The sequence below is a fragment of the Constantimarinum furrinae genome (assembly GCF_014295415.1).
Taxonomy (GTDB): Bacteria; Bacteroidota; Bacteroidia; order Flavobacteriales; family Flavobacteriaceae; genus Constantimarinum; species Constantimarinum furrinae.
Genome location: NZ_CP052909.1, coordinates 1,052,895 through 1,079,592, shown reverse-complemented (window position 1 = coordinate 1,079,592; position 26,698 = coordinate 1,052,895). Strand labels below are relative to the sequence as shown.

The following is a 26,698-nucleotide window of genomic DNA, read 5'->3' as shown; positions in this document are numbered from 1 at the left end:
ATGTACGGAAATATAAAAGAACATCTACAAAAAGAATTACAGGAAATAAAAGATAATGGTCTTTATAAAAAAGAACGAATTATTACATCGCCTCAAGATGCTGAAATCACCATTTCAACCGGGGAAAAAGTAATTAATTTCTGTGCGAATAACTACCTCGGGCTCTCTTCAAACAAGGAAGTAATACAAGCGGCGAAAGATGCGATGGACTCGCACGGATTTGGGATGTCTTCGGTTCGGTTTATATGCGGAACACAGGACATACATAAAGAACTCGAGCAAAAAATAGCCGACTATTACCAAACGGAGGATACTATCCTTTATGCCGCAGCATTTGATGCGAACGGCGGTGTGTTTGAACCGCTTTTGGGTCCTGAAGATGCAATAATAAGCGATTCATTAAACCACGCGTCTATAATTGATGGCGTTCGGCTATGTAAAGCCGCTCGTTACCGTTATGCTAACAGCGATATGGCCGATCTTGAACAGCAGCTCAAGGCAGCCAATGAAGCAGGATCGCGGTTTAAAATTATAGTGACAGATGGTGTATTTTCTATGGATGGTTTGGTGGCTCCTTTGGATAAAATTTGCGATCTGGCCGAAAAATATGACGCCTTGGTCATGATCGATGAATGCCATGCCGCAGGATTTATTGGTGAAACCGGAAGGGGAACGCTCGAAGAGAAGGGTGTTATGGGGCGTATTGATATTATCACCGGAACTTTAGGAAAGGCATTGGGAGGAGCGATGGGTGGTTATACCACAGGGAAAAAAGAGATCATCGAAATGCTTCGACAGCGATCAAGGCCTTATTTGTTTTCAAATTCTCTTGCTCCGGCAATTGTTGGAGCCTCTATTAAGGTATTTGAGATGCTCTCAACAGATACGGCCTTACGTGATAAACTGCAGCAAAATACCTCCTATTTTAAATCGAAAATGAAACAGGCCGGTTTTGATATTATCGATGGGGATTCGGCTATAGTTCCTGTGATGCTGTACGATGCCAAACTATCTCAAAGTATGGCAGATATGCTTCTTGAAGAAGGAATCTACGTTATAGGATTCTTCTATCCGGTGGTTCCGAAGGGAAAAGCTCGAATACGAGTCCAGCTGTCGGCTGCGCACACAAAAGAACATCTGGACAAATCGGTTAATGCCTTCATAAAAGTTGGGAAAAAATTAAGAGTAATTACCTCGTAAGCACCATTATTTACACAATAAAGGCTTTGTATTTGTGAAAAATTTAATAGATTTGCTTTTGTTTATAAGTTTTAACAACTTACTTTTGCTCTAATTAACACTTAAAAATTAAACAATCGAATATGAAACATCTTAACACTTTTTTAGTTGCTGCTCTCTTACTTTTAGGAGTTGGGGTGGCAAATGCACAAGACGAAAATAATCCTTGGGCAATTGAAGTTGGTCTAAACGCAGTTGATGTTTACCCAGTTGGTATTGACGATAAAGGAAGACTTCCAGAAGCCACAAAAGGAGATCTCTTTGATGAGTATTTTAACGCTAATGACCACTGGAATATCTTACCTTCAGTTTCCAGATTATCTGTAGGAAGATATATTGGAAGCGGGTTCTCATTTACAGCAGCAGGTGCTATTAACAAAATTAATAAGCTTGGTGATGTAGAGATCAATGACGACCTAACGTATTACAGCGTTGACGGAGAAATTGAATACAGCCTTAGAGACCTTATCAACGGTCCTGGTGGTTGGTTCGATCCTACTATTGGTGTAGGTGGTGGTTATACCTGGGTTGACGATATCGGATTTGGAACTGCTAACGGTTTGGCCGGTGTGCGTTTCTGGATCGGAGAAAATCTTGCATTAAGTGTTCAGTCTGCTTACAAGTATGCATTTGAAGATGATTACGGAATCCAACATTTCCAGCACTCTGCAGGGATTATGTTCAAATTCGGTGGAAAAGATACAGATGGTGATGGAATCTACGATCAGGATGATGAATGTCCAGAAACTCCTGGTTTACCAGAATTCAACGGATGTCCTGATACTGACGGTGACGGAATCGAAGATAGAAATGATGCATGTCCTAATACTCCAGGTTTAGCTGAGTACAATGGATGTCCTGATACTGACGGTGATGGTATTCCAGATCCACAGGATGCTTGTCCTACTGTAGCAGGTCTTGCTTCTCTTAACGGATGTCCTGATGCAGACGGTGATGGTATTACCGATGCTGAAGATGCTTGTCCTAATGAAGCTGGTCCTAAAGCTAACAACGGATGTCCTTACAAAGATAGAGACGGTGACGGTGTTCTTGACAAAGATGATCAGTGTCCAGATGTTCCAGGAACTGTTGCAAACAACGGATGTCCTGAAGTAACTGTAGAGATCATCAAGCAATTGAATGAGTACTCTAAGACGATCCTTTTCGACTACGATAAGTCATCGATCCGTCAGGAGTCTTATTCTGCTCTTCAGAGTATTGCTGATATCATGAAAGAATATCCAAACACAATATTCCATATTGAAGGTCACACAGACAGCAGAGGTAGTGATGCTTATAACATGAAGCTTTCTAACGAAAGAGCTGCTTCAGTTATGCAGTACTTAACTACTATCGGTATGCCTGCAAACAGATTGACTTCTAAAGGATACGGTGAAGAAAGACCAGTTGCTACAAATAATACCGCAGCCGGTAGACAACAAAACCGACGTGTAGAGATCTCTCTTCAGAAATAAGAGAAACTCAAATAAATAAAGAAAAACGCCTTCGTTAATCGAAGGCGTTTTTTATTTTTATAGCATGCGAACTTTTCTTGAAGAAACTATTGAGTCACTTCTCAAAGAATATGAAGATATTTCTCAACTCACCCTAATTCTTCCAAGTAAGAGAGCCGGTGGATTCTTAAAACACCACCTACGTACAGCAACGAACAGAACAATATTTTCACCACACATCATTAGTATCGAAGAGTTTGTAGAGGAACTTTCAGACCTTCGAATTATAGATGCATCTCACCTTCTCTTTAAAAGCTATCAAGCCTATCAACAAACGGATAGCATATCAGAAAAAGAAGACTTCGATTCCTTTAGTTCGTGGATTCAGACTCTTCTTAACGACTTCAGTGAGATCGATAGATATTTGATAGATACAGAATCTTTCTTTAGTTATCTGGGGAGTATTAAATCCATGGAACTTTGGAACGTTAAAAGTGAACAAACCGAACTAATACAAAACTATATTTCCTTCTGGGAAAGTCTACCGGAATTTTATACGAATTTAAAAGAACTCTTACTTCAAGACAAGCTGGGCTATCAAGGGATGGTCTACAGAAAAGCTTCTGAAGACCTCGAACATTATATTTTAAATCACGGGCATAAACAACATGTTTTTATTGGTTTTAATGCCTTAAACAATGCAGAGCAACATATCATTCAGGAATTACTGGAAACCGGTAACAGTAAGATCTACTGGGATATGGATATTCACTTTTTTAACGACCCCCAACACAGTGCCTCCCGGTTTCTGAGAGCATACAAAAAAAACTGGAAGTACTATAGCTCAAATCCCTTTCCAGCACTTCCAAACAATTACCAGAGGGAAAAAAACTTCAGGTTTGCTGAGGTTCAAAAGAATACCGGTCAGGCTAAATATGTAGGCCAACTTATCAAGGAAATGACTTCCGAAGAAATTGCGAACACTGCGATCGTGCTAGCAGACGAAACCCTCCTGGTTCCCCTGCTCTATTCGCTACCTCCTAATATAGACACCGTAAATATTACCATGGGAGTTTCGCTGCGATCCTTCCCCACTACTCAATTCTTTAATAGCCTGTTGTATACACATCAATCAGATCCTGAAACCTTTTATTACAAAGATCTCATCCGGTTAATGACGCATCCTGTCGCCTCTGTGTTGCTGTGCTCGCCCGAACATATAGTATCCGAAATCTCAAGTAAGAATCTTACACATATTACGCTCGAAAAACTGTTGTCCCTTGCAGAATCGATGGACCGCGAAATACTTATGGTACTTTTCGACAGCTGGCAGGATAGGGCAAATACAGCACTGGAAACATGCCTTAATATAATACAGCAGCTACATGAGAAAACTGCCTCCCATAAGATCGATAAAGTTCTGTATTTCCAATTGCACACTATCTTTAAAAAAATTCGTAGCCTCAGTGATCAATACGCTCACCTTAAAAGTGTAAAAACTGTATATTCATTATTTTCTGAACTTATCGCTACCACAACCCTCGACTTTAAAGGAGATGCCTTTACCGGACTTCAGATCATGGGAGTTCTAGAAACTCGGGTTCTCGATTTTGAGCATGTGATCATGACCTCTGTAAATGAAGGTGTATTGCCTTCAGGAAAATCGAATGCCTCCTTTATTACCTACGACCTAAAAGCTGAGTTCGGACTTCCCATGTATTACGAAAAGGATGCGATCTACACCTATCATTTTTACAGACTGTTGCAGCGGGCAAAAAACATAACACTGCTTTACAATAACTTTACCGATGGCATCAATACGGGAGAAAGGAGCAGATTCCTGCTGCAACTGGAAGTAGAAAAACAACCTCATCATCAAATTAAACAGGAAGTGATCACTCCCAAAATTCAGTTGCATTCTAAGACATTGAAACAGATCGAGAAAACGACTGATGTTATGGAGCGCATACAGGAAATCGCAATCAACGGCTTTTCTCCATCATCCTTAACCTCCTACATTCGAAATCCAATTGATTTTTACCAACAAAAAGTACTTGGTATAAAGGAACTTGAAGAGGTTGAAGAAACTGTCGATTATAATACACTCGGGACTATCGTTCACGATACGCTTCAGGTATTTTATGAGCCCCTGGAAGGAAGTTTCTTAACGCTCGAGCTCCTTCATCAGTTAAAGGAAAAAGTGGAAACAGAAATAACTGTTCAGTTTAAAAAAACATTTAAAGGAGGAACCTTTCTCATTGGAAAGAACCTCATTATTTTTGAAGTGGCCAAACGCTATGTTCAGAATTTGATCGACATGGAAATTGGCGAACTGAAAGCCGGAAATTCAATTAAAATTTTAAAAATCGAATCGGACCTACGAATTGAGATTCCAATACCTCAATTAGATTTTCCCGTTAATTTGCGTGGAAAAGTAGATCGGGTTGACGAATACAACGGAGTCCTGCGTATAATCGATTATAAGACAGGTTCCGTGACACAGGGAGATCTTGAGATCGTGGATTGGGAATCCCTCAACACCGACTATAAATACAGTAAAGCATTTCAAGTATTAGCATATGCTTTAATGATGGACGGTGAATTAAATGTGCACGAGGCAAATGCCGGGATTATTTCCTTTAAAAACCTTAAAAATGGGTTTCTTAAATTCGCTACAAAACCTTCTTCGCACAGTCGAACAAAAAATTATGAAATTAATGCTGAAGTCCTTCAGCGTTTTAAGAATGAGCTTCGGAAATTAATTATGGAAATATGCGATGACGAAAAACCATTCATTGAAAAAGAAACAGACACATGATCATAGAAAAAAATCTGGTACTGGCCGAAACCTCTAAAAAACCTCTACTGTATGACGTTTTTTATACCCCGTCTGATAATGAAAAACCATTGATCATCTTCTGCCATGGTTTTAAAGGGTTCAAAGATTGGGGTGTCTGGGACCTTGTTGCCAAACAATTTGCAAATGCAGGCTTTTTTTTCGTAAAGTTTAACTTTTCCCATAACGGTGGAACCTTAGAACAACCTGTCGATTTCCCCGATCCTGAGACCTTTGCTCAAAACAATTTCAGTATAGAACTCGACGATCTGGACAGGATGCTTGATCACTTACAATCGTCTATAAAATGGAAAAACCGAATTGACTTCAATCGGCTTGGTCTTCTTGGACATAGCAGGGGCGGTAGCATCGCACTTATAAAAACCGAAGAAGACTCTCGTATTAAAAAAGTAGCAACCTGGGCAGCAGTAAGTGATTTTGAAGCACGTTTCCAGGTAGGCACGGAAGCATTTAATATCTGGAGAGAAACCGGTATCAGCTATATTGAAAACAGCAGAACCAAACAGCAATTACCTCTCAATTTTCAGTTTTATGAGGATTTTATACAACATAAGACCCGACTTACCATATCCCGTGCAGTAAAGCAAATAAAAGTTCCTCAATTGATCATACATGGCAGCGAAGACCCTACTGTGTCCATTAAGGAAGCTAAAGCCATTCATTCCTGGAATCCGGAGAGTAAATTGGAAATCATTAACGGAGCCGACCACGTTTTTGGGGCAAGCCATCCGTGGAATAAAGAAAATTTACCTCATGACTTAATGAGAGCAACTAAATTAACTGCAAATTTCTTCCAACAGCCAAATAAATAAGCACGCCTCTTAACATTCAATTTCGATTAGAGCGTTTTTTATCGATTAAATGCTATTTTTTAGGTTAAAATACATTTTATTTTATATATTCGGAGCTTACTAACTGTAAAATAGAAGATTATGAAATTTACAAAATTACTTTCAACACTATTTTCATTGCTCTTACTAACCGCCTGCTCCACCGAACCAACAGTCAATACTGTGGAAGATAATTATGCCAATTTAATTACGGGAGAAGAAACTCCAGACCCAACCACAAATCTGGGTCAAACCGACCTACTTGCCGGTCAGCATATTCTCTCTGGAATCGTTACAGTAGCCTTAGACAATGGTGAGGTAGCTGTGACGTATACTTCTGAAGGCGATTGGGAAATCGTTGAAACCCATTTGTACATTGGTCCGTTGAGTGGACTTCCTACCAATGGTGGCGGAAATCCTAAAATAGGCCATTTTCCTTTTAAGGATACCCATAACCCGGGGACAACCGAAGTGGTGGTAGGTAATACCGGTATAAGTCTTGCCTCAGGAGAGTGTATTATAGTTGCTGCGCATGCCGTAGTAGTCAATACCGTGACCGGAGATGAGGAAACCGCCTGGGGTGCTGGAAACCCAATTGGAGGAAATAGCTGGGCTATGCAATTTGAAGTTTGCAACTAAAAGAGTAAAGCGAACTCCCTGATAATAAATAAAAAAGCAGTGCCAATGCACTGCTTTTTTCGTGGAGAAGATGGGACTCGAACCCACGACCTCTTGACTGCCAGTCAAGCACTCTAGCCAGCTGAGCTACATCCCCAAGAATATTTTAATAAGGATCTGAATCAATATCAAAATGTATGCGAAAATAAGAAAATTTTTATTCCTGAACCTGTAAAACGAGCAAAGGTTTACTGGTGTGAAATTCCCGCTTTAATACCACATTCTTTTCCCACAACTTCTTGAAAAAACCGCGCTTTCTTCGCACAACACACAACATATCGGCTTCCTTGTCGTGATAATGCTCTAAAACAGCCTGATACGTTGTCGCGTTTTCTGCTTTAGCATAAGAGCTCTGTAGCTTCGTTAATCTCGGGCTCACCTCCTTCATATCATCGGTTGTTTCAGGAGTTTCAACATGAAGGACATGCACTTCGGTGCCAAAATGTTTTACGAACTGCTTTACCGGCTCTAAGGTTTTCTTTTCAAAGCTTCCGTTCTTAAATGCCATTAGCATGGAAGACGGTTGTTGAAAAACTGCCCCTTCCGGCACTACCAAAATAGGGATATTGGTACTTTTCATGATCTTTCCTGAAGTATTTCCTAAGTACACCTCTTCCCGTATAGAATTACTTCGGGGAGATAAAACCATAAGATCCACATGAACATGTCTGTTAAAACGATTAATACTCTCCACAACAGATCCCTTAATAGGGTGAGCAATCACCGTCACATCCCGCTTATTGACCTTCGAAACCACTTCTTCTAAACGATTTTCGGTCTCTTCCTTTATTAACGCATTTACTTTAGTAAGCCCTCCTACTTTCGATAATTCCTGAAAGACTGAAATTACATAGACATAGGCATCCATCTCCTGGGCAAGATCGATAGCGTACTGCAGATTACTCACTGAATTTTCTGAAGACCCTATGGGAACCAATATATTTTTCATCCTAGTAGTATTACTTTTACCTATATTTCTGTGCAAAATTAATTTTTAAAAATGATTCGGAAGGCCAAACCAACGGAAATTGAGAAAATTATAACAATCACCAGAGCTTGTGGGGCAAAAATGGCTTCGGAAGGAATCTACCAATGGAATGAACATTATCCCAATCCAGAAGCGTTTAAAAATGATCTGAAACGGGATGAGTTATTCGTTCTTCTTTCTGAAACCGCCATAACGGGATGTATTGTAATATCCTCGGAAAAAGATGAAGAATACAACGACATCACTTGGTTAACCCCGGATAGTAACAACCTATACATTCATAGACTAGCAGTTCATCCGGAGCACCAAAAGAAAGGCTATGCAAGAGCGTTGATGGATTATGCCGAAGCATATGCCCGTGAAAAAAAAGCAGCTTCTATTCGTCTAGATACTTTCAGCAAAAATATTCGTAACCAGAAATTTTATAAAGCACGCGGTTACACCCAGTTGGGAAATATCTTCTTCCCGAAGCAAAGTGAATTTCCGTTTTATTGTTACGAACTTGTGCTATAAATTGAAATAGCAGAATAAGATTTCCTTACTTCAGAATTAAAAATTGTAATACTCATATTTTATTTTCCCTTGCGATAAGCCCTACCTTTGTCATGAAAATGGCAGCCACCAACATTTCCTTTAAACGCATACAACAATTGGCGCTTCCGGCGATCATTTCGGGAATTGCCGAACCTGTACTTTCCAGCACCGATGCCGCAGTTGTTGGCAATATTTCTCAATTTGGTACCGAATCCCTGGCGGCGGTTGGGATCGTTGGTACGTTTCTATCAGCGCTTATCTGGATCCTGGGCCAAACACGCAGCGCTATCTCGGCCATTGTCTCTCAAAATCTGGGAGCTGGCAATATTTCAACCCTCCAGAATTTTCCGGCACAGGCCATTTACTTTAATGTTGCCCTAAGCATTATCGTCCTGGGAGGAACTTACTTTTTCGTGGAAGAGATCTTTGGATTGTTCAATGCCACCGGAATGATCCTGGATTTTAGCATCGATTACTACAACATTCGTGTTTGGGGCTTCCCGCTTACGCTTTTCACGTTTGCGGTATTCGGTCTCTTTAGGGGGCTGCAAAACACGTTTTGGCCCATGATCGTTGCCGGAATTGGAGCCACACTAAACATTGCACTCGACTTTGCCCTTGTCTATGGTATTGAAGGCGTGATTCCTGCGATGAACATCGAAGGAGCCGCCTGGGCAAGCCTTATATCTCAAATAGTGATGGCCGTCATTGCACTGATTTTTCTACTTAAAAAAACCGAAGTATCGCTTCGGTTAAAATTTCCACTCCACCCGGAGATCAACAGGCTAGTAAGCATGAGCCTCAACCTATTCGTCCGCTCAATTGCCCTCAATGGGGCGCTAATTCTTGCGACCCGTGAGGCAACCGGACTGGGAACGAACTATATCGCTGCCCACACCATAGCGTTTAACGTGTGGATTTTTACAGCATTTTTTATCGACGGTTATGGTGCTGCAGGAAATATTCTCGGTGGAAAATTACTTGGTGAGAAAGATTATAATACACTCTGGAAATTAATGAGGCGGGTAAATTTATATAATCTGGGTATTGCCGCTGTTCTTATTATCATTGGAGCTTTCCTGTATCAACCTGTTGGCGCATTATTCAATAAGGACCCTGAAGTGCTGTCAATTTTCTACGGAATGTATTTCCTGGTACTTTTATGCCTTCCTTTTAACGCTTTGGCATTTACCTTAGATTCTATTTTCAAAGGGCTAGGAGAAATGAGTTATTTGCGGAATGTCCTTCTTAGCGCTACACTATTTGGGTTTATACCGGTATTGTTTTTCTCAAAATACATGGGATGGGGACTGAAGGGAATTTGGATAGCGCTAATCATTTGGGTGGCATACCGTGCTGTTGCCCTAATTATTAAATTTAAGCGAAAGTATCTCCCATTAGTTGAAAAATAGATACTTTTACTAAAATTTTATGCCATGGACATCATGCAACTTCTAAGCGGTAACGGGCTCTTTTTATTACTAGGTCTTCTGCTAATTATCATTGTAGTAGTCAACAAACTGAGAAGACGAAAATGAGTAATATTCGCATTACCAAACAATTTTCTTTTGAAACCGGACATGCACTCTACGGGTATGACGGAAAATGTAGAAATGTTCACGGGCACAGTTATAAGCTCTCAGTAACCGTAATTGGATCTCCAATTAATGATTCCGAACATGTAAAATACGGAATGGTGATCGATTTTGGAGACCTGAAACATATCGTTAAAGAAGAGATCGTTAATGTGTTCGACCATGCCACTGTTTTTAATAAAAATACCCCTCATGTAGAGTTGGCGAAAGAACTTCAGGACAGGGGACATAATGTATTGCTGGTCGATTATCAGCCTACCAGTGAAATGATGGTCATTGATTTTGCAGAAAAGATCAAAGCCCGTTTACCTGAAAATATACGCCTTCATTCCTTAAAACTTCAGGAAACAGCTACCAGTTACGCCGAATGGTTTGCCGATGAGAATTAACTCCGTCAACCTTTTTACTATATTTACCCCATGCAAATCCCGCAAGGAAAAAAAGTTTACTTCTCCAGCGATAATCACTTAGGAGCGCCAACGATGGCTGAAAGCCTTCCTCGTGAAAAAAAATTCGTTCAATGGCTGGATCATGTGAAACACGATGCTGCTGCCATATTTTTGTTAGGCGATCTATTCGACTTTTGGTTCGAATACAAAACTGTTGTTCCAAAAGGTTTTGTAAGAGTGCTGGGGAAACTCGCCGAGATTAGCGACAGCGGTATTCCCGTCTATTTTTTCGTCGGAAATCACGACCTGTGGATGCATGATTACTTCGAAACCGAGCTCAATATTCCAGTGTATCACGAACCCAAGGAATTTACCTTGAACGATAAGGTATTCCTAATTGGTCATGGGGATGGAAAAGGCCCGGGAGATAAGGGCTATAAGCGCATGAAAAAAGTGTTTACCAATTCGTTTTCAAAATGGTTGTTTCGCTGGCTCCATCCCGATTTGGGAGTGCGACTTGCGCAACATCTTTCAGTAAAAAATAAGCTTATCTCTGGTGATGAAGACAAGAATTTTCTCGGGGATGAAAATGAATGGCTCGCTCAATATGCCAAACGAAAACTGGAATTAAAGCATTACGATTATTTCATATTCGGGCACAGACATCTGCCCATGGAGATCAAAATTGGAGAGGGATCGACCTATTTTAATCTTGGGGATTGGATCAATCACTATACTTACGGAAGTTTCGACGGAGCAGAATTCAAACTTAAAAAGTTTAAGCCTTAAGATCCTTCAATCTTAGCTGGAGACTTACTTGCCCTTGCCATTCATTTTCATCGATCACATAAGCGGCCTTAAAAGGGCTGCCATTACTAACAATTTTAAATTTATGACCCATGCCAAAGCCAATTCCGGTAAAGTGGGAAGAATTTCCTTGTTTAACTACAACTCTTAAATGACTGTTATCTTCTCCCACACATTTTCCTGCTCCGGTATCGGTTAAGTGACGGGTCATAAATACCGGAGTCATATTTCCGGGGCCGAAAGGAGCGAACTGCTTCAGTATACGGTAGAATTTTGGCGTAATGTCGGTTAAATTAATTTCAGCATCGATTGATACCTCCGGTATAAGGAGTTTAGGGTCTATGCTTTCTGAAACCACCTTTTCAAAAGCTGCTTTAAAATTTTCAAAGTCCTTCTCCTCCAGTGTAAGTCCGGCGGCATATTTATGTCCGCCAAATTGTTCAATATAATCAGCACAGCCTTCCAGCGCATTATAAACGTCAAACCCTTTTACCGATCTCGCCGAGGCGGCCAGTTTTTCGCCACTTTTGGTAAAAACCAAGGTGGGACGATAATAGGTTTCGGTAAGTCTGGACGCAACAATTCCTATGACACCTTTATGCCAGGTCTCATCATAAACTACCGTGGTTTTCCTGTCTTCTTCCTTATTCTTTAAAATCTGGTCTAATGCCTCTTCGGTGATCTGTTTATCGGCATCTTTTCGGTCTTTGTTGAACTGTTCTATTTCCCTGGCATATTCTTCGGCCTGCCAAAGATCGTTCTCTGTGAGTAAAGCCACTGCATGATTACCGTGTTTCATTCTCCCCGCAGCATTAATTCGCGGAGCGATAATAAAAACCACATCGGTTATGGTAAGGGTCTGTTTTTTTAGTTGCTTCAGTATGGCCTTAAATCCCGTTCTGGGATTGCTGTTTATCATTTTCAGTCCGTAGTATGCCAGAATTCGGTTTTCACCGGTAATTGGAACGATATCGGCCCCAATTGCAGTGGCAACGAGGTCGAGATACAGCAGCAGATCGTCCTTTGGCAGGTTTCTGTGTTGTGTGATGGCCGAGATAAGCTTAAATCCAACACCACAGCCACACAACTCTTTATATGGGTAAAGGCAATCTTCCCGTTTCGGGTCAAGAACCGCTACTGCTTTCGGAATTTCCGGTCCTGGTCGGTGATGATCACAAATGATAAAGTCGACCCCCTTTTCAGCGGCATATGCCACTTTTTCAATGGCTTTTATTCCACAGTCCAACGCGATGATGAGTGAAAAATCATTGTCATGCGCAAAGTCGATTCCCATATAGGATATTCCGTACCCTTCCTCATAGCGATCGGGAATATAGGTAGCAACATTAGGATAAAATGTTTTCAGAAAAGAAGAAACCAGAGCAACGCTTGTCGTGCCATCTACGTCGTAATCTCCATAGACAAGGATGTTTTCTTCGGAAGCTATCGCTGCTTCTATCCTGTCTACCGCCTCCCGCATATCTTTCATGAGATATGGATCGTGGAGGTCGTTTAACGAAGGTCTGAAAAATGCTCTTGCCGCGTCAAAGCTTTCAATACCCCGTTGAAGCAAAAGGGTAGCAATAATAGTGTCTACTCCTAATGCCTCAGCAAGTGCGATAACTTTTTCCGATTCGGGTTTGGGTTTAAGAGTCCAGCGCATAGGTAATAAAACTTCTGTCGATCAAAAATACAAATCGTACCAGTCAACACGATAAAGGATCTGCAGAAATGTTTTAAGGGGAGGAAGTAGTGTAAAGATACAAATTAATTGGTTTTTAGAAACTCCTTTTCGTACTTTCGATTCCTCAGTACATAAAAACGTTCCAATGCCGTTAGTTACTCCTTTATCTGCAGATCACGATCCCGAAACCAAAGAACTCGCCGCCTTTTTCAATGAAACCCTTGGGTTTTGTCCCAATTCTGTGCTTACCATGCAGCGCAGACCGGCCATAAGCAAGGCGTTTATCAATCTCAATAAAGCTGTCATGGCCAATGAAGGCAGGGTAACCTCGGCGCTAAAAAGAATGATCGCCTGGGTGAGTAGTAATGCAACGGGATGTCGCTATTGTCAGGCGCATGCTATTCGTGCCGCCGAACGATATGGGGCCGAGCAGGAGCAACTGGATAATATTTGGGAATACCGTTCTCACCCTGCATTTAACGATGCCGAACGAGCCGCCTTGGACTTTTCACTGGCAGCCTCTCAGGTTCCCAATGCGGTAAATGAAGAAATAAAAGAACGGTTGTACGCCCATTGGGATGAAGGAGAAATTGTGGAAATGCTTGGCGTGATCTCCTTGTTTGGTTACTTAAACCGTTGGAACGATTCGATGGGTACTTCGATTGAAGATGGAGCTGTTGAAAGCGGAAAACAATATCTCGGAAAGCATGGATGGGAAAAGGGAAAACATGTTTAATCTGCGTCTAGAACTGTGCTCAGCTGTAGTTGAAGTACCGGTATAACCTCAGCTTCAAACCAGGGGTTTTTGCTTAGCCAGAATCGGTTTCTTGGAGAAGGATGTGGCAATGGCAAAAATTTAGGTAAATACTCCGTATAACTTCGTACTGTTTCGGTAAGTGTGCTTTTAGCGCGATCCTTTAAATAATAGTTTTGAGCATACATCCCTACAAGTAGTGTTAATTTCAATTTGGGCATGGAGTGCATCAATTGTTCATGCCATTGTGCTGCGCATTCCTTCCTGGGAGGCAGATCACCACTCTTTCCTCTCCCCGGGTAACAAAATCCCATAGGAACGATGGCAAATTTTGCCGTATCATAAAAATCCTCATCACTTACATTCAACCATTTTCTTAATTGCTTCCCGCTGGGATCATCCCACGGAATTCCGGTCTTGTGGACCTTTGTCCCGGGAGCCTGACCAATAATGGCTATCCTGGAATCCGGGTGTGCGGCCACAACGGGTCTTGGCCCTAGGGGTAAATAAGCTTTGCAAATCTTACAAGCCCTAATATCTTCTAAAAGTGACTGCATTTATTTTTTCCCTCCCACAATAACAACCAATTCTCCTTTAGGAGGTTTACTCTCAAAATGTGCTGCAACTTCTGAAACTGTACCCCTTATAGTTTCTTCGTGTAACTTAGTAAGTTCCCTTGACACTGAAACAGGGCGGTCGGCTCCAAAATATTCCACGAATTGCTTTAACGTCTTTAAGAGCTTATGTGGAGATTCATAAAAAATGATGGTTCGGGTGTCTTCGGACAATAGTAGTAGTCGGGTCTGGCGCCCCTTCTTTACAGGTAAAAACCCCTCAAAAACAAACTTATCACTCGGTAGTCCGCTATTCACTAAAGCAGGTACAAAGGCCGTAGGACCGGGAAGGCAATCCACTTCAATCCCTGCTTCAACACAGGCTCGGGTCAACAAAAACCCCGGGTCACTAATTGACGGAGTTCCTGCATCACTTATAAGGGCGATAGTATCACCACTCTGGATTTTTTGAACTATGGCGTCAGTGGTTTTATGTTCATTATGCATATGATGGGACTGCATATGCGTAGTAATATTATAGTGCTTTAGAAGTTTTCCGCTGGTACGGGTGTCTTCGGCTAAAATAAGGTCGGCTTTCTCCAAAACTTCTATCGCTCTAAAGGTCATATCCTTTAAATTGCCGATAGGTGTAGGCACCAGATAGAGTTTTCCCATACTTTTAGATCTTGATCTCTCTTTAAGCGAGACTCACATTAATTGAAGTTCTTTTCAACTATCGCCATAAACCGCTCTGAATACTCTTCCTTTTTCAGCCAATAATTGTAATCGGGTTTCACTTTTCCCTTTATAAACCCTGCTGCTTCTTCATACGAATTCATGGTGCTGATCTGTGAAAGAACTCTGGTATAATCCTCGGCATTGCCATCGAACAGATGTTTTATAAAGGCCAAGCGGTCGTTAAGTCCAATATTTAGTCCTTGATGATTTTTGTCATTCAGTGACCTGGGCTTATTCGATTCGGCCCCGATATCGGCGATGAGGTCGGTTGTAGATTCAGGTATCTTTCCTCCCTTAGATGGCTCCTTTCTTTCAAAAGTGGGCGTTTGTTGGTAGTTTGAAGCAAATTCTTCGAGATCGTTCCGCGGCACTTTCTTTTGAGGAAGAACTTCCTCCAGCAATTCATCTACTCGCGATGATTCCTCTGGCATTTGAGCAACCAGATCCTTTATTTTTTCCATCAGTGGCTCAACCAATTCTTCCTTGTTATGTGGCTGAGGGACCGGTTCGGGTTCGGTAAACCAATTTTCCTCTCTAAAGCTTTTCGAATCAAGTGCCGTCTCCTCCGCTTCTGAAGTTCCTTCAATTTGAGTTTCCAGATATTCGAGTACAGCAAGTTTTTCATGAAGATCTGCGGCAATCTGCTTTAATTGTGTTGTGGATTTAGTATTATTATTGGCTATAATCTGTTGTGCCAGTTCTTGAATTTGTATACGGAGCTTCCTTTTCATCTTTTTTTAATTAATCTCTTTTTCTCTATTTTGTTTTTATAAATTTACGCAACCTTTATGTAAACGGAAAATTTATCTGTTTTCGTCTAATTATAACCTATGTTTCTTGAAAATACTGTAAATCAGAAAGAGCAATTTGGCTGGATTGAAGTGATCTGCGGCTCGATGTTTTCGGGAAAGACCGAAGAACTTATTCGTCGGTTAAAACGCGCAAAATTTGCCCGTCAAAAAGTTGAGATCTTTAAACCTTCCATTGATGTGCGTTACGATGAAGATAAGGTAATTTCGCATGATAGTAACGAAATTAGATCAACCTCGGTTCCTGCAGCTGCAAACATTCCTATGCTTGCCGATAATTGTGATGTAATAGGGATCGACGAAGCTCAGTTTTTTGATGACGAGATCGTAAAAGTTTGTAATGATCTTGCAAACAGTGGGATAAGAGTGATCGTGGCTGGGCTGGATATGGACTATAAAGGAAATCCCTTCGGACCTATGCCTGCCCTAATGGCAACTGCCGAATATGTCACAAAAGTTCACGCCGTTTGTACACGTACCGGAAATCTTGCCAACTACAGTTTCCGAAAGTCTAAAAATCAGGATCTTGTTTTATTGGGAGAAACGGAAGAATACGAGCCATTAAGCCGCGCGGCCTTTTTTAAAGCGATGCTTAGGGAAAAAGTTCATAAAATGGAAGTTCAGGATCCGGAAATAATTTCTTCAAAAAAGCAAGCCCAGTAGATGCAGAACGCTACCGAAACTATTCTGGAAATCGACCTAAACGCTCTGGGTCATAATTACAGATATCTTACTTCAAAAATTGAAAAGACCACCAAAGTTCTTGCCGTGGTGAAAGCTTTTGGCTATGGCAGTGATGCAAACGTAATAGCAAAAGAGCTGGTGGATCTTGGTGTTGATTATTTCGCAGTTGCCTATTCTTCTGAAGGAGAGGCGCTAAGGGATCAGAGTATTGAAACTCCTGTTTTAGTTTTGCATCCCCTGCCGGGAAATTTTAATATGATCGTGGAACGTTGTCTCGAGCCAAGTATCTATTCTCGTAGAATGCTGACTCAATTTATCGCTTTCGCAGAAAGCAAAAAGCAAGAGCATTACCCTATTCATTTAAAATTCAATACCGGTCTCAACCGATTGGGATTCAGCGAAGATGATCTGGATTGGATCACCGAAACCTTAAAGAAAACGAACGCCGTACAGGTCAGATCTGCTTTTTCACATCTTGCGGCCAGCGAGGATCTTTCAGAAGCTGAATTTACTCAGAAGCAGATCGGCCAATTCAGAACTATTTCAGAAAAACTAATAGCAGCATTAGATTATAAGCCCTTGCTTCACACGGTAAACACTTCAGGGATCATTAATTATCCGGAAGCACAATTCGATATGGTACGAACAGGGATTGGGCTGTATGGCTTCGGAAATGATTCCGAAGAAAACAAACACCTAAAACCCATCGCAACTTTAAAAACCGTAATATCCCAAATACACAAAATTCAACCGGGAGAAAGCGTGGGATACAACAGAGCATATACTGCAAAGGATGTCGAAAGGACGGCCACCTTACCTGTGGGTCATGCCGACGGATTGAGCCGTGCTTATGGCAACGGAACAGGTTGGGTGAGTATTCACGGAAAAAGAGCTCCCATAGTGGGAAATGTATGTATGGATATGGTTATGATCGATGTTTCTAACATTGATTGTCAGGAAGGCGATGAAGTCGTCGTTTTCGGCGCTAATCCTTCGGCCGAAGATCTTTCGGGAGCCATTGGTTCCATTCCATATGAATTGTTGACGGCTATTTCCCAACGTATAAAGAGGGTCGTTTGTCGAAAATAACTGACATATAGCGAATAAGTACGCCTACCCCTCTTATTTTTTCTTTAAATTACAGCCTAATAACTTAAAAACCTATCAAAAATGTTTAAAGAATTCAAAGATTTTATCATGACAGGTAACGTGATCGACCTCGCCGTTGCCGTAATATTAGCCGGAGCCGTTGGTATGGTTGTTACCGGATTTACCAATGATATCATGATGCCTATAGTGGGTCATTTTACCGGCGGCATGGACTTTTCGGATTTGAAGATCGTTCTTGCAGAAGCCGTTGTAGCCGCAGACGGTACTGTGGAAAAGCCTGAAAATGCCATATTATGGGGGAAATGGGTAAATGCGCTCATCAACCTTGTCATTGTTGGCTTTGTACTATTTATGATCGTAAAAGCTTATAACAAAACAAAAAAGCCTAAAGAAGAAGCACCCGCAGCTCCTGCCGGTCCAACCACCGAAGAATTATTGATGGATATCCGGGACGAATTGCGTAAGAAATAATTTTCAGAAGCACACGCTACACTATTTATTCTAACCAAACCCTCTATGGTATTTAACTATAGAGGGTCTTTTTTTGCATTTTATTCTGAAAAAATAATAGGCAATACCGTACTTTTGAAGCGTTTAAATTTTGAATATGAAAATAGCTGTAGTAGGCGCCACCGGAATGGTTGGCACGGTAATGCTTAGATTATTGGAGGAACGTAATTTTCCTGCTTCGGAAATATTAATGGTTGCTTCACAAAATTCGGTAGGAAAGGAAATTCTTTACAAGAACAAGTCCCATAAAATTATAGGGCTGGAAGATGCCGTTGCAGCCAAACCAGAGTTGGCTATTTTCTCTGCGGGAGGTTCAACTTCCTTAGAGTGGGCGCCAAAATTTGCTGCTGCAGGAACAACGGTTATCGATAACTCTTCGGCATGGAGGATGGATGCTGACAAAAAATTAATTGTTCCCGAGATCAATGCATTCAAGCTGAATGCATCAGATAAGATCATTGCAAACCCCAATTGTTCTACCATTCAGTTGGTTATGGCATTGGCCCCATTGCATAAAAAATACAAGATGAAACGCGTAATTGTCTCAACATATCAATCGGTTTCAGGTACCGGCGTGAAGGCAGTACGCCAATTGGAAAACGAAATTGCGGGTATACGTGGAGAAATGGCATACCCATATCCTATTCATAAAAATGCCTTACCCCATTGTGATGTCTTTGAAGCTAACGGCTATACAAAAGAAGAGATGAAACTCGCTCGGGAACCTCAAAAAATTCTTGATGACCGAACTTTTTCGGTTAGCGCTACTGCCGTGAGGATTCCTACGGCCGGAGGTCACAGCGAATCTGTTAATGTTGAATTTGCGAACGACTTCGATCTCAGTGAGGTAAGACGGCTGTTACATGAAACGCCGGGAATAACCGTCCAGGACAATCCTGATACCAATACCTATCCCATGCCGGCTTACGCCCACGATAAAGACGATGTATTTGTTGGCAGGATCCGCAGAGATGAAACACAGCCTAACACGTTAAACATGTGGATCGTAAGTGATAACCTAAGAAAAGGTGCGGCTACAAACGCCATTCAAATTGCAGAATATCTTGTAGAAAACGATCTGGTTTAAATTACGGCAGTAAATGCGCACTGGTAAATTTAAGATGTGTTATAGAATCATCAAACACATTTTTTCTATATTTACAATCCTATAATCCCTAATACCCTGCCTGTAAGGTAGTTTTATGCGTGCTTACTTAACAATTTTGGGTGGTCTGTTTGCAATCTTGTTCACATTTAATTCCTGTAAGGAGGATGATAATTACACCGGACTTGCTATAGAAACCGAGGCCGATTTTATTCAAATGCTTCAGTATGAATCTGTGGAGATCGATGTACTACTTAACGATCTTAATGTTCCAGATGACCACATTTTAACGGTAGAGAACTCACCGAATGCTTCCATTGAAGTTCATCAAAATGGTAGTATAGGGGATCCGCAGAATGTACGCATTATGTATACTCCCAATTCTAATTTTACCGGAACCGATACCTTCAATTATACTGTTTGCGATGCTTCTGCGACCAGTTGTGCTACCGAAACAGTAACCGTAGAGGTTTTGCCTGCTTCCCCGGTTAATTTTGAAATTGAGGAGGTTCCCTATCCGAAACTTTCAGATTACAATTTTTTCACCGGAACCATGTCAGATCTTATTCCGGTATATGGAGTGGTTCCCTTTGAGCCCATTTCAGCCTTATTTTCAGATTATGCTTTAAAAAAACGTTTTCTATGGATGCCCGGAGATGTAAAGGCTCGGTATGTAAGTGATCACGAGGTATTGGATCTGCCAAATGGCGCAGTTTTAATAAAGAATTTCTATTACGAAAATGTTCAACCCGGAAATACTAAAGTTCTTATTGAAACCCGGCTAATGATCAAAAAACAAGAGGGTTGGATCTTTGCCAATTATATCTGGAACGAATCACAAACTGAAGCTTTTTATGACCTCAGTGGTGGTTTTAAGAATCTTAGCTGGCTTGAAAACGGTGAATTAAAAACTGTAGAATACAGAATACCAGCTGAAAGTCAATGCTTTACATGTCACAAAGCGGAAATTAATTCAACTCCTATCGGAATTAAACCACAAAACATTAATAATCAGTATATTTATGACTTCGGAAGTGAAAACCAGCTGCAGCATCTGGTGCAGATGGGGTATTTAGAAGACAATATTCCTGCAACTATTAATACAGTTGTAGATTGGCAGGATACCTCTAAATCTTTGGATCTCCGGGTACGTTCTTATTTTGATGTGAATTGTGCACATTGTCATTCCGATGTAAAACACTGTGATTATCGTCCTGTTCGCTTCGCCTTTAATGAAAGTGGCGATCCTGCAAATCTGGGCGTTTGTATAGAACCCGATACCAATATTCCACCTTATACGCATATTGTAAATGCCGGAGATCCCGATACATCCGTTTTATTCTTTAGATTTAGTACTACGGAAGAACAATACAGAATGCCGCTTTTTGGAAGAACCCTTGTTCATGAAGAAGCTGTTGAGCTCGTAGCAGCGTGGATCAATTCATTATCTACCAATTGTGATTAACAAAAAAACAAATGACCAAATACCTTTAATTATGAAAAACAAATTACTCCTGTTAGCTCTTATTTTGAGTGTTGGCACCATCTGGGCCCAAAACAATAATGAAAGTGGCACCATTTCGTTTACCAGCCAGTCTTTTCCTACCAATGGAAATTTTAGAGCAGTTGTGGATATGAATGGCGATTATCTGGACGATATTGTATCCATTCAGGCTACTAACATTAATATCTTCTACCAGCAAATTGGGGGTGGATTTAATGAGGTTGATATTACAACAACTTCGGCCAATTATCTTCCTTCCTGGAGTCTAGCCGCTGCAGACTATGACAAAAATGGATACACAGACCTACTTTATGGTTCAGGAAATGGAGTAACCTTCATGAGGGCAAATGCCACCGGTACAGGCTATACAGAAATATCCGGTACCGAATATGTATTTTCACAGCGCTCTAATTTTGTCGATATCAATAACGACGGCAATCTTGATGCCTTTGTATGTCATGATGTAGAGCCCAACGTCTATTATATCAACGACGGTAGTGGGAACCTTGGCTTTGTTCAAGGGGGTCTTGGAGATTACGCTACCGGAGGTAACTATGGCTCGATCTGGGTCGATTACGACGGCGACGGGGATGTAGATCTGTTTATTGCAAAATGCGGTGGTGAACCTGCCCGTAGAACCAATCAGATGCACAGAAATAACGGCGACGGAACCTTTACGGAGGTTGCCGATGCTCTTGGGCTTGCCGATATCATGCAAACCTGGTCTTCGGCCTGGGGAGATTTCGACAACGACGGTGATATGGATGTATTTGTAGGTGCCAGTACAGGAACTCATAAACTAATGAGAAACAATGGCGACCAGACCTTTACCAATGTTACTGCAGCTTCCGGAGTTCTGGCGCTAAGTGAAACGGGAATTGAAAATACTACCCATGATATCGACAATGACGGCTATTTGGATATTATTTCAAACGGAAATGTTCTAATGGGGAATGGAGACCTAACGTTTACCACGATCCACAATAACATGCTTCCCGGAAATAACGGTGGAATAGGCGATCTTAATGATGATGGTTTTCTAGATGCATTCAGTGGGAATACCATCCATTACAGCAATGGGAATGCGAATAACTGGATCAAGATCAATACACAAGGAACCGTAAGTAACGGTAACGGAATTGGTGCGAGAGTTATTTTGGAAACTCCTGCAGGTACGCAAATTAGAGATGTGCGTGCCGGTGAAGGTTTTGGCTATATGAGCAGTCTAAACACTCATTTTGGAATTGGAACAGAAACGGTGATCAACTCGATAACCATTGTTTGGCCTTCCGGAATTGTAAATATTGTAACAGACCCCGCGCCTAACACAACCATCACCATAGTGGAAGAAGAAATTCTTGGCATTGAAGAAAATCTTTTAACCGACTTGATCGTATATCCCAATCCAACCGACGGTATACTGAATCTGAATTCCCAATACGGTCTGGAAGATGCTTTTTATATCATATACGACACTACCGGAAAGCGTATTACCAGCAGTAATCTTTCATCTAAAACTATAGATGTTTCCGGATTGAGTTCAGGAACCTATATCTTACGAATCATTGATGACGGCACGCTAAAAACACAACGTTTTATCAAAAAATAAGACGTAGTTAAATTATGATTTAAAAGATCCCGATACAAAATAAGTATCGGGATTTTTATTTTTCAGTATATTTAGTATTCTATAACCTTAACAACCAACCATATGAATTCAACGTTTACTAAAATTCTTCGGATTATCCTCGGGCTGGGCCTGATCGTATTTGGACTTAACAAGTTCGTGGGTTTTATTTCTCCTCCCGAAATCCCACAGGAAGCTTCAAACTTTATGGAATCACTACGAGCTACCGGATATGTGCTCTACGTTCTGGGAGGTTTGGAAATTCTTATCGGACTCATGCTTATCTTTAGAAAATGGGTTGCTTTTGCATTATTGCTGTTAGTTCCAATTTCATTTAACATTCTCTTGTTCCATTTATTTTTAGACATGCCAGATATTATTCAGGCACTGGTCATCGTGGTAATCAATATTATACTTATCTACAAATACTGGAAGGCATATAAACCCCTATTTCATTATTAAGGGAAATATCATTCTTACGAATTCTTAACTATTTGAACCGCTAGATTTTACTACATTTACAGGCAATTAAATTATCCTTAAATGAAAAATTATATTCTAGGGTCTCTAATGGCTGTTTCTTTGATTGCCTGTAAAGAAGAGATCAAAAAAGAAACCGTTACCGTGACATATCATAAAACGCAGAAAGTAGATACAATAGATACTTATTTTGGCACTGAAGTGGCCGATCCTTATCGCTGGCTGGAAGATGACAGAAGTAAGGAAACAATGGCCTGGGTAAAATCTCAAAATGAAGTTACTTTCGGTTATTTAGATAATATCCCTTTTAGAGAAGAGCTGAAGGAAAGACTTTCTTCACTTTGGAATTACGAAAAAGTAAGTGCCCCGTTCAAGGAGGGTGAATACACCTATTTTTATAAGAACGATGGCCTTCAGAATCAAAGCGTGATCTATCGCTATAAAACCGGGGAAGATCCGTCGACAGCTACTATTTTTATCGATCCGAATACCTTTTCTGAAGACGGAACGATCTCGCTGGGCGGTGGGGTTAGTTTTTCTGAAGACGGAAAATTAGGAGCTTATAGTATTTCTGAAGGAGGAAGCGACTGGCGAAAAGTCCTGGTTATGAACACCGAAACCAAAGAGATCATTGAAGATACCCTGATGGATATAAAATTCAGCGGACTCTCATGGAAAGCCAACGAAGGCTTTTATTATTCGAGTTACGATAAACCCAAAGGAAGTGAGCTTTCGGCCAAAACCGATCAGCATAAACTATACTATCACAAATTAGGAACCCCACAAAGCAGTGACGAGCTGATATTTGGTGGTACTGCTGCTCAAAAACACCGTTATGTAGGCGGGTATGTTACCGAAGACAATCGATATCTACTGGTTTCTGCCAGTGTTTCAACCTCGGGGAATAAACTGTTTATTAAAGATCTTACAAAACCGGGAAGTAAGTTCGTAACCATTCTGGATCATACCGACAGCGATACAGGTTTGCTGGATAATGATGGTTCCACTTTGTTTTTGGTCACCAATCTAAACGCGCCCAACAGAAAGATCGTAAAAGTAGATGCTTCCAATCCAACTCCTGAAAACTGGGTAGATCTTATTCCGGAAACCGAAAATGTACTGTCACCTTCAACCGGCGGTGGGTACATTTTTACTGAATATATGGTAGATGCCGTGTCCAAAGTGCTTCAATATGATTACGACGGAAATCTGGTTCGCGAGATTACTCTTCCCGGAGTGGGTAGCGCTGGTGGCTTCGGTACAAAAAAGGAAGAAACAGAACTCTACTACTCCTTTACCAATTACACAACGCCTAACAGTATTTATAAATACAATATTGAAAAGGGGACCTCTGAATTATATCGCAAACCGGAAATAGATTTTAATCCTGAAAATTACGAAAGCAAGCAGGTATTCTATACATCAAAGGACGGCACCAAGGTTCCGATGATCATCACGCATAAAAAAGGATTAGAGCTCAATGGAAAGAATCCAACGATATTATATGGATATGGCGGATTTAACATCAGTATAACCCCTAGTTTCAGTATTCCAAATGCTGTGTGGATGGAGCAGGGTGGAATTTATGCAGTCCCCAATTTACGTGGTGGGGGTGAATACGGAAAAGAATGGCATAAGGCCGGAACTAAAATGAAAAAGCAGAACGTGTTCGACGATTTTATCGCGGCTGCCGAATATCTTATCGAAAACAAATATACCTCCAGTGATTATCTGGCCATCCGGGGGGGGTCTAATGGGGGACTCCTGGTGGGTGCTACCATGACACAACGCCCGGATCTTATGAAGGTCGCTTTACCCGCAGTTGGTGTTATGGATATGTTGCGTTACCACACATTCACAGCCGGTGCCGGCTGGGCATATGACTATGGTACTTCCGAAGACAGCAAGGAAATGTTTGAATATTTAAAAGGGTATTCTCCGGTACATAATGTGGTGGCGGGGACCGAATATCCGGCAACTTTAGTGACAACGGCAGATCATGATGATCGGGTAGTACCGGCACACAGTTTTAAATATATCGCCGAGCTACAGGAGAAACAAGCAGGCCCGAATCCCGTGCTAATACGAATTGAAACAGATGCAGGTCACGGAGCAGGAACTCCTGTGACCAAAACGATCGAACAATTTGCCGATATTTTTGGATTCACCCTGTACAACATGGGATATGAGGTGCTTCCGGAAAAAGTAAATGAAGGTGTAAAACAATAAATTCAACAACCCATTTTAGGTTGCCGTCCTTGATTTAATTCAAGAAATTGCGGCAACCTTTTTTTTTACCAATGCTCGAACTAGATATTAGATCCTTCCGTTATGCGGAAAAAGAAATTCTGAAGGAGCTTTCCTTTTCATTAGAACAAGGAGAGCATTTGGTGATCCTGGGAGAAAGTGGAGGTGGAAAATCTACATTGTTACATCTCATTTATGGCTTGCTCCCGCTAGACATGGGAACCGTTAAGTGGCAGAATAAGCCACTTTTAGGTCCCGGGCACCATCTTATTCCCGGTGAGAAATTTATAAAGTTGGTAGCACAGGATTTTAATGTGATGCCCTTTACCTCGGTGTCTGAAAATATTGCAACGCATCTTTCAAAGCTGGACGAAGAAGCAGATAAGGTAAGAATTTCAGAATTATTAAAGGTCGTTGATCTTTACGACTACAAAGATACCTTGGTGAAAAATCTTAGTGGGGGCCAAAAGCAACGAGTCGCGATCGCCACCGCCCTCGCAAATGCCCCGCAACTGCTCTTGCTGGATGAACCTTTTAGTAACATTGACACATTTAGGAAAAATTCTCTAAGGCGAAAACTTTTCAATTACCTGAAATCAAAAAATATCAGTTGTATCACTGCCACACATGATGCCGAAGAAGCCTTGTCTTATGCAGACAGAATTCTGATGTTAAAAAATGGATCGCTTGAAGCTATTGGAACGCCCGAGGAAATTTACCGCGGCATCGCTACACCTTTTCAGGCCGGTTTCTTTTCAGAATTTTCAATACTCCCCAAAAATGTCCTTTTCGATTCAGATTCTTCCGAAGCTATAATTGTGCTTCCCCATCAGTTAAAACCATCTCCTGTAGAAACAAAACTGAAAATAAAGGTGATAAAATCGTATTTTAAGGGTGCTAATTATTTGATCTTTGGGATATGGGGTATCGTGGAGGTTTACTTTTTACACCCTGTTTCTCTGAAAGGTGACGAGACAATATATCTATCATATCATGAAAACAATTAAAATTATTGCCCTTTTACTTCTGGTATTCACACAACATGTACAGGCGCAACAAGAGTCTGAATATCTGGTAAAGGTGCAAACACTGGACAGCACCATTGAAACATTGTATGCCGTGATCTCAGGTGAAAAAGGTGAAACCCGCAACTGGGAACTATTCAGATACCTCTTTGATGCGGAAGCGAAACTAATTCCCGTTGGTAAAGATGGGGAAGGAATTTTTCATCCACGCTTTTTAAGTCCGAATGACTATATAGAATCTTCAGAAGATTGGCTGGTCGAAAACGGATTCTATGAAAAAGAACTCTTTCGAAAAGTAGATCGTTTTGGACCTGTAGTGCAGGTTTTCAGCACCTATGAGTCTTACCGGAGTAAAAGTGACACAAAACCATTTATGAGGGGTATAAATAGCATTCAGATGCTCCATGATGGAAACCGCTGGTGGATCATGAATATTTATTGGACTCCTGAAACATCATCCAATCCCATTCCGAAGGAATATTTGCCAAATTAAGCA

The 26,698-nt window shown here is 41.1% G+C and carries 25 protein-coding genes and 1 tRNA gene; 20 read left to right on the top strand and 6 right to left on the bottom strand.

All coding sequences use genetic code 11. The annotated features are described in order from the left end of the window. The 5 genes from kbl to ALE3EI_RS04975 all read left to right on the top strand — a co-directional run bounded on the left by kbl (position 1) and on the right by ALE3EI_RS04975 (position 7,019). Positions 1–1,200, top strand: coding sequence for a glycine C-acetyltransferase (gene kbl, locus ALE3EI_RS04995; protein WP_186991501.1), 1,200 nt, complete (start codon positions 1–3; stop codon positions 1,198–1,200). Positions 1,201–1,322: 122 nt separating this feature from the next. Next, positions 1,323–2,714 carry an OmpA family protein gene (locus ALE3EI_RS04990; protein WP_186991499.1) on the top strand — a complete coding sequence of 464 codons (1,392 nt, stop codon included), beginning with the start codon at positions 1,323–1,325 and terminating at the stop codon, positions 2,712–2,714. A gap of 64 nt (positions 2,715–2,778) precedes the next feature. Beyond that, entirely contained in the window at positions 2,779–5,511 is a 2,733-nt protein-coding gene (locus ALE3EI_RS04985) for a PD-(D/E)XK nuclease family protein (RefSeq protein WP_186991496.1), read from the top strand. Next, complete coding sequence (locus tag ALE3EI_RS04980) at positions 5,508–6,362, top strand: alpha/beta hydrolase family protein (protein ID WP_186991493.1); 855 nt, start codon at positions 5,508–5,510, stop codon at positions 6,360–6,362. Before ALE3EI_RS04985 ends, ALE3EI_RS04980 begins: the two co-directional genes overlap by 4 nt. A gap of 120 nt (positions 6,363–6,482) precedes the next feature. Further along, positions 6,483–7,019 (top strand): hypothetical protein, encoded by a 537-nt coding sequence (locus ALE3EI_RS04975; protein ID WP_186991490.1) that lies wholly within the window; start codon positions 6,483–6,485, stop codon positions 7,017–7,019. A 62-nt stretch (positions 7,020–7,081) separates the two neighbouring features. Here the strand turns inward: ALE3EI_RS04975 and ALE3EI_RS04970 are convergent. Together ALE3EI_RS04970 and ALE3EI_RS04965 are read right to left on the bottom strand one after the other, a co-directional pair. Further along, a tRNA-Ala gene (locus ALE3EI_RS04970) sits at positions 7,082–7,155 on the bottom strand. Between the two features lie 60 nt (positions 7,156–7,215). Further along, a complete protein-coding gene (locus ALE3EI_RS04965; protein WP_186991488.1) occupies positions 7,216–8,007 on the bottom strand; it encodes a universal stress protein in 792 nt (263 codons plus the stop codon). Positions 8,008–8,058: 51 nt separating this feature from the next. On the opposite strand from ALE3EI_RS04965, the gene ALE3EI_RS04960 reads away from it, so the two are divergent. From ALE3EI_RS04960 to ALE3EI_RS04945, 4 genes are all read left to right on the top strand, one after another. After that, a complete protein-coding gene (locus ALE3EI_RS04960; RefSeq protein WP_186991486.1) occupies positions 8,059–8,559 on the top strand; it encodes a GNAT family N-acetyltransferase in 501 nt (166 codons plus the stop codon). Between the two features lie 98 nt (positions 8,560–8,657). Beyond that, entirely contained in the window at positions 8,658–9,992 is a 1,335-nt protein-coding gene (locus ALE3EI_RS04955) for an MATE family efflux transporter (protein WP_186992306.1), read from the top strand. A gap of 122 nt (positions 9,993–10,114) precedes the next feature. Next, a complete protein-coding gene (locus ALE3EI_RS04950; protein WP_186991483.1) occupies positions 10,115–10,564 on the top strand; it encodes a 6-pyruvoyl trahydropterin synthase family protein in 450 nt (149 codons plus the stop codon). A 30-nt stretch (positions 10,565–10,594) separates the two neighbouring features. Beyond that, entirely contained in the window at positions 10,595–11,353 is a 759-nt protein-coding gene (locus ALE3EI_RS04945) for a UDP-2,3-diacylglucosamine diphosphatase (protein WP_186991480.1), read from the top strand. On the opposite strand, the gene recJ is transcribed toward ALE3EI_RS04945, so the two are convergent. After that, the gene (gene recJ, locus ALE3EI_RS04940) at positions 11,343–13,034 is read right to left on the bottom strand and encodes a single-stranded-DNA-specific exonuclease RecJ (RefSeq protein WP_186991477.1); all 1,692 of its coding nucleotides are present in this window, start codon (positions 13,032–13,034) and stop codon (positions 11,343–11,345) included. The genes ALE3EI_RS04945 and recJ overlap by 11 nt on opposite strands. Positions 13,035–13,200: 166 nt before the next feature. Here recJ and ALE3EI_RS04935 point away from each other — a divergent pair, with 166 nt between their 5' ends. After that, the gene (locus ALE3EI_RS04935) at positions 13,201–13,791 is read left to right on the top strand and encodes a carboxymuconolactone decarboxylase family protein (protein ID WP_186991475.1); all 591 of its coding nucleotides are present in this window, start codon (positions 13,201–13,203) and stop codon (positions 13,789–13,791) included. Here ALE3EI_RS04935 and ALE3EI_RS04930 read toward each other — a convergent pair. From ALE3EI_RS04930 to ALE3EI_RS04920, 3 genes are read right to left on the bottom strand one after another with little or no spacing between them, the layout of a single operon-like run. Beyond that, positions 13,788–14,366, bottom strand: a complete 579-nt coding sequence (locus tag ALE3EI_RS04930) for a uracil-DNA glycosylase family protein (RefSeq protein WP_186991471.1) — start codon at positions 14,364–14,366, stop codon at positions 13,788–13,790. The two genes, ALE3EI_RS04935 and ALE3EI_RS04930, sit on opposite strands and share 4 nt — an antisense overlap. Then, positions 14,367–15,038, bottom strand: coding sequence for a 16S rRNA (cytidine(1402)-2'-O)-methyltransferase (rsmI, locus tag ALE3EI_RS04925; RefSeq protein ID WP_186991469.1), 672 nt, complete (start codon positions 15,036–15,038; stop codon positions 14,367–14,369). A gap of 38 nt (positions 15,039–15,076) precedes the next feature. After that, on the bottom strand, positions 15,077–15,832 hold the full coding sequence (locus tag ALE3EI_RS04920; protein ID WP_186991467.1) for a hypothetical protein: 756 nt from the start codon (positions 15,830–15,832) through the stop codon (positions 15,077–15,079). Between the two features lie 99 nt (positions 15,833–15,931). Here ALE3EI_RS04920 and ALE3EI_RS04915 point away from each other — a divergent pair, with 99 nt between their 5' ends. From ALE3EI_RS04915 to ALE3EI_RS04870, 10 genes are all read left to right on the top strand, one after another. Next, a complete protein-coding gene (locus tag ALE3EI_RS04915; RefSeq protein WP_186991465.1) occupies positions 15,932–16,573 on the top strand; it encodes a thymidine kinase in 642 nt (213 codons plus the stop codon). After that, positions 16,574–17,683, top strand: a complete 1,110-nt coding sequence (gene alr / locus ALE3EI_RS04910; RefSeq protein ID WP_186991463.1) for an alanine racemase — start codon at positions 16,574–16,576, stop codon at positions 17,681–17,683. It abuts the gene before it with no gap. Positions 17,684–17,764: 81 nt separating this feature from the next. Next, positions 17,765–18,175: a large conductance mechanosensitive channel protein MscL gene (gene mscL, locus ALE3EI_RS04905; protein WP_186991461.1), complete on the top strand. Its 411-nt coding sequence runs from the start codon at positions 17,765–17,767 to the stop codon at positions 18,173–18,175. A 136-nt stretch (positions 18,176–18,311) separates the two neighbouring features. After that, positions 18,312–19,301: an aspartate-semialdehyde dehydrogenase gene (locus ALE3EI_RS04900; protein WP_186991459.1), complete on the top strand. Its 990-nt coding sequence runs from the start codon at positions 18,312–18,314 to the stop codon at positions 19,299–19,301. A 115-nt stretch (positions 19,302–19,416) separates the two neighbouring features. Next, positions 19,417–20,784: an Ig-like domain-containing protein gene (locus ALE3EI_RS04895; protein ID WP_233280003.1), complete on the top strand. Its 1,368-nt coding sequence runs from the start codon at positions 19,417–19,419 to the stop codon at positions 20,782–20,784. A gap of 31 nt (positions 20,785–20,815) precedes the next feature. Then, the gene (locus ALE3EI_RS04890) at positions 20,816–22,432 is read left to right on the top strand and encodes an FG-GAP-like repeat-containing protein (protein ID WP_186991457.1); all 1,617 of its coding nucleotides are present in this window, start codon (positions 20,816–20,818) and stop codon (positions 22,430–22,432) included. 102 nt (positions 22,433–22,534) lie between these two features. Beyond that, positions 22,535–22,912 carry a DoxX family membrane protein gene (locus ALE3EI_RS04885; protein WP_186991454.1) on the top strand — a complete coding sequence of 126 codons (378 nt, stop codon included), beginning with the start codon at positions 22,535–22,537 and terminating at the stop codon, positions 22,910–22,912. An 81-nt stretch (positions 22,913–22,993) separates the two neighbouring features. Further along, a complete protein-coding gene (locus ALE3EI_RS04880) occupies positions 22,994–25,159 on the top strand; it encodes a prolyl oligopeptidase family serine peptidase (protein WP_186991451.1) in 2,166 nt (721 codons plus the stop codon). A 71-nt stretch (positions 25,160–25,230) separates the two neighbouring features. After that, on the top strand, positions 25,231–26,184 hold the full coding sequence (locus tag ALE3EI_RS04875) for an ABC transporter ATP-binding protein (RefSeq protein WP_186991448.1): 954 nt from the start codon (positions 25,231–25,233) through the stop codon (positions 26,182–26,184). Then, on the top strand, positions 26,171–26,695 hold the full coding sequence (locus ALE3EI_RS04870; RefSeq protein ID WP_186991445.1) for a hypothetical protein: 525 nt from the start codon (positions 26,171–26,173) through the stop codon (positions 26,693–26,695). Before ALE3EI_RS04875 ends, ALE3EI_RS04870 begins: the two co-directional genes overlap by 14 nt. Positions 26,696–26,698 lie beyond the last annotated feature (3 nt).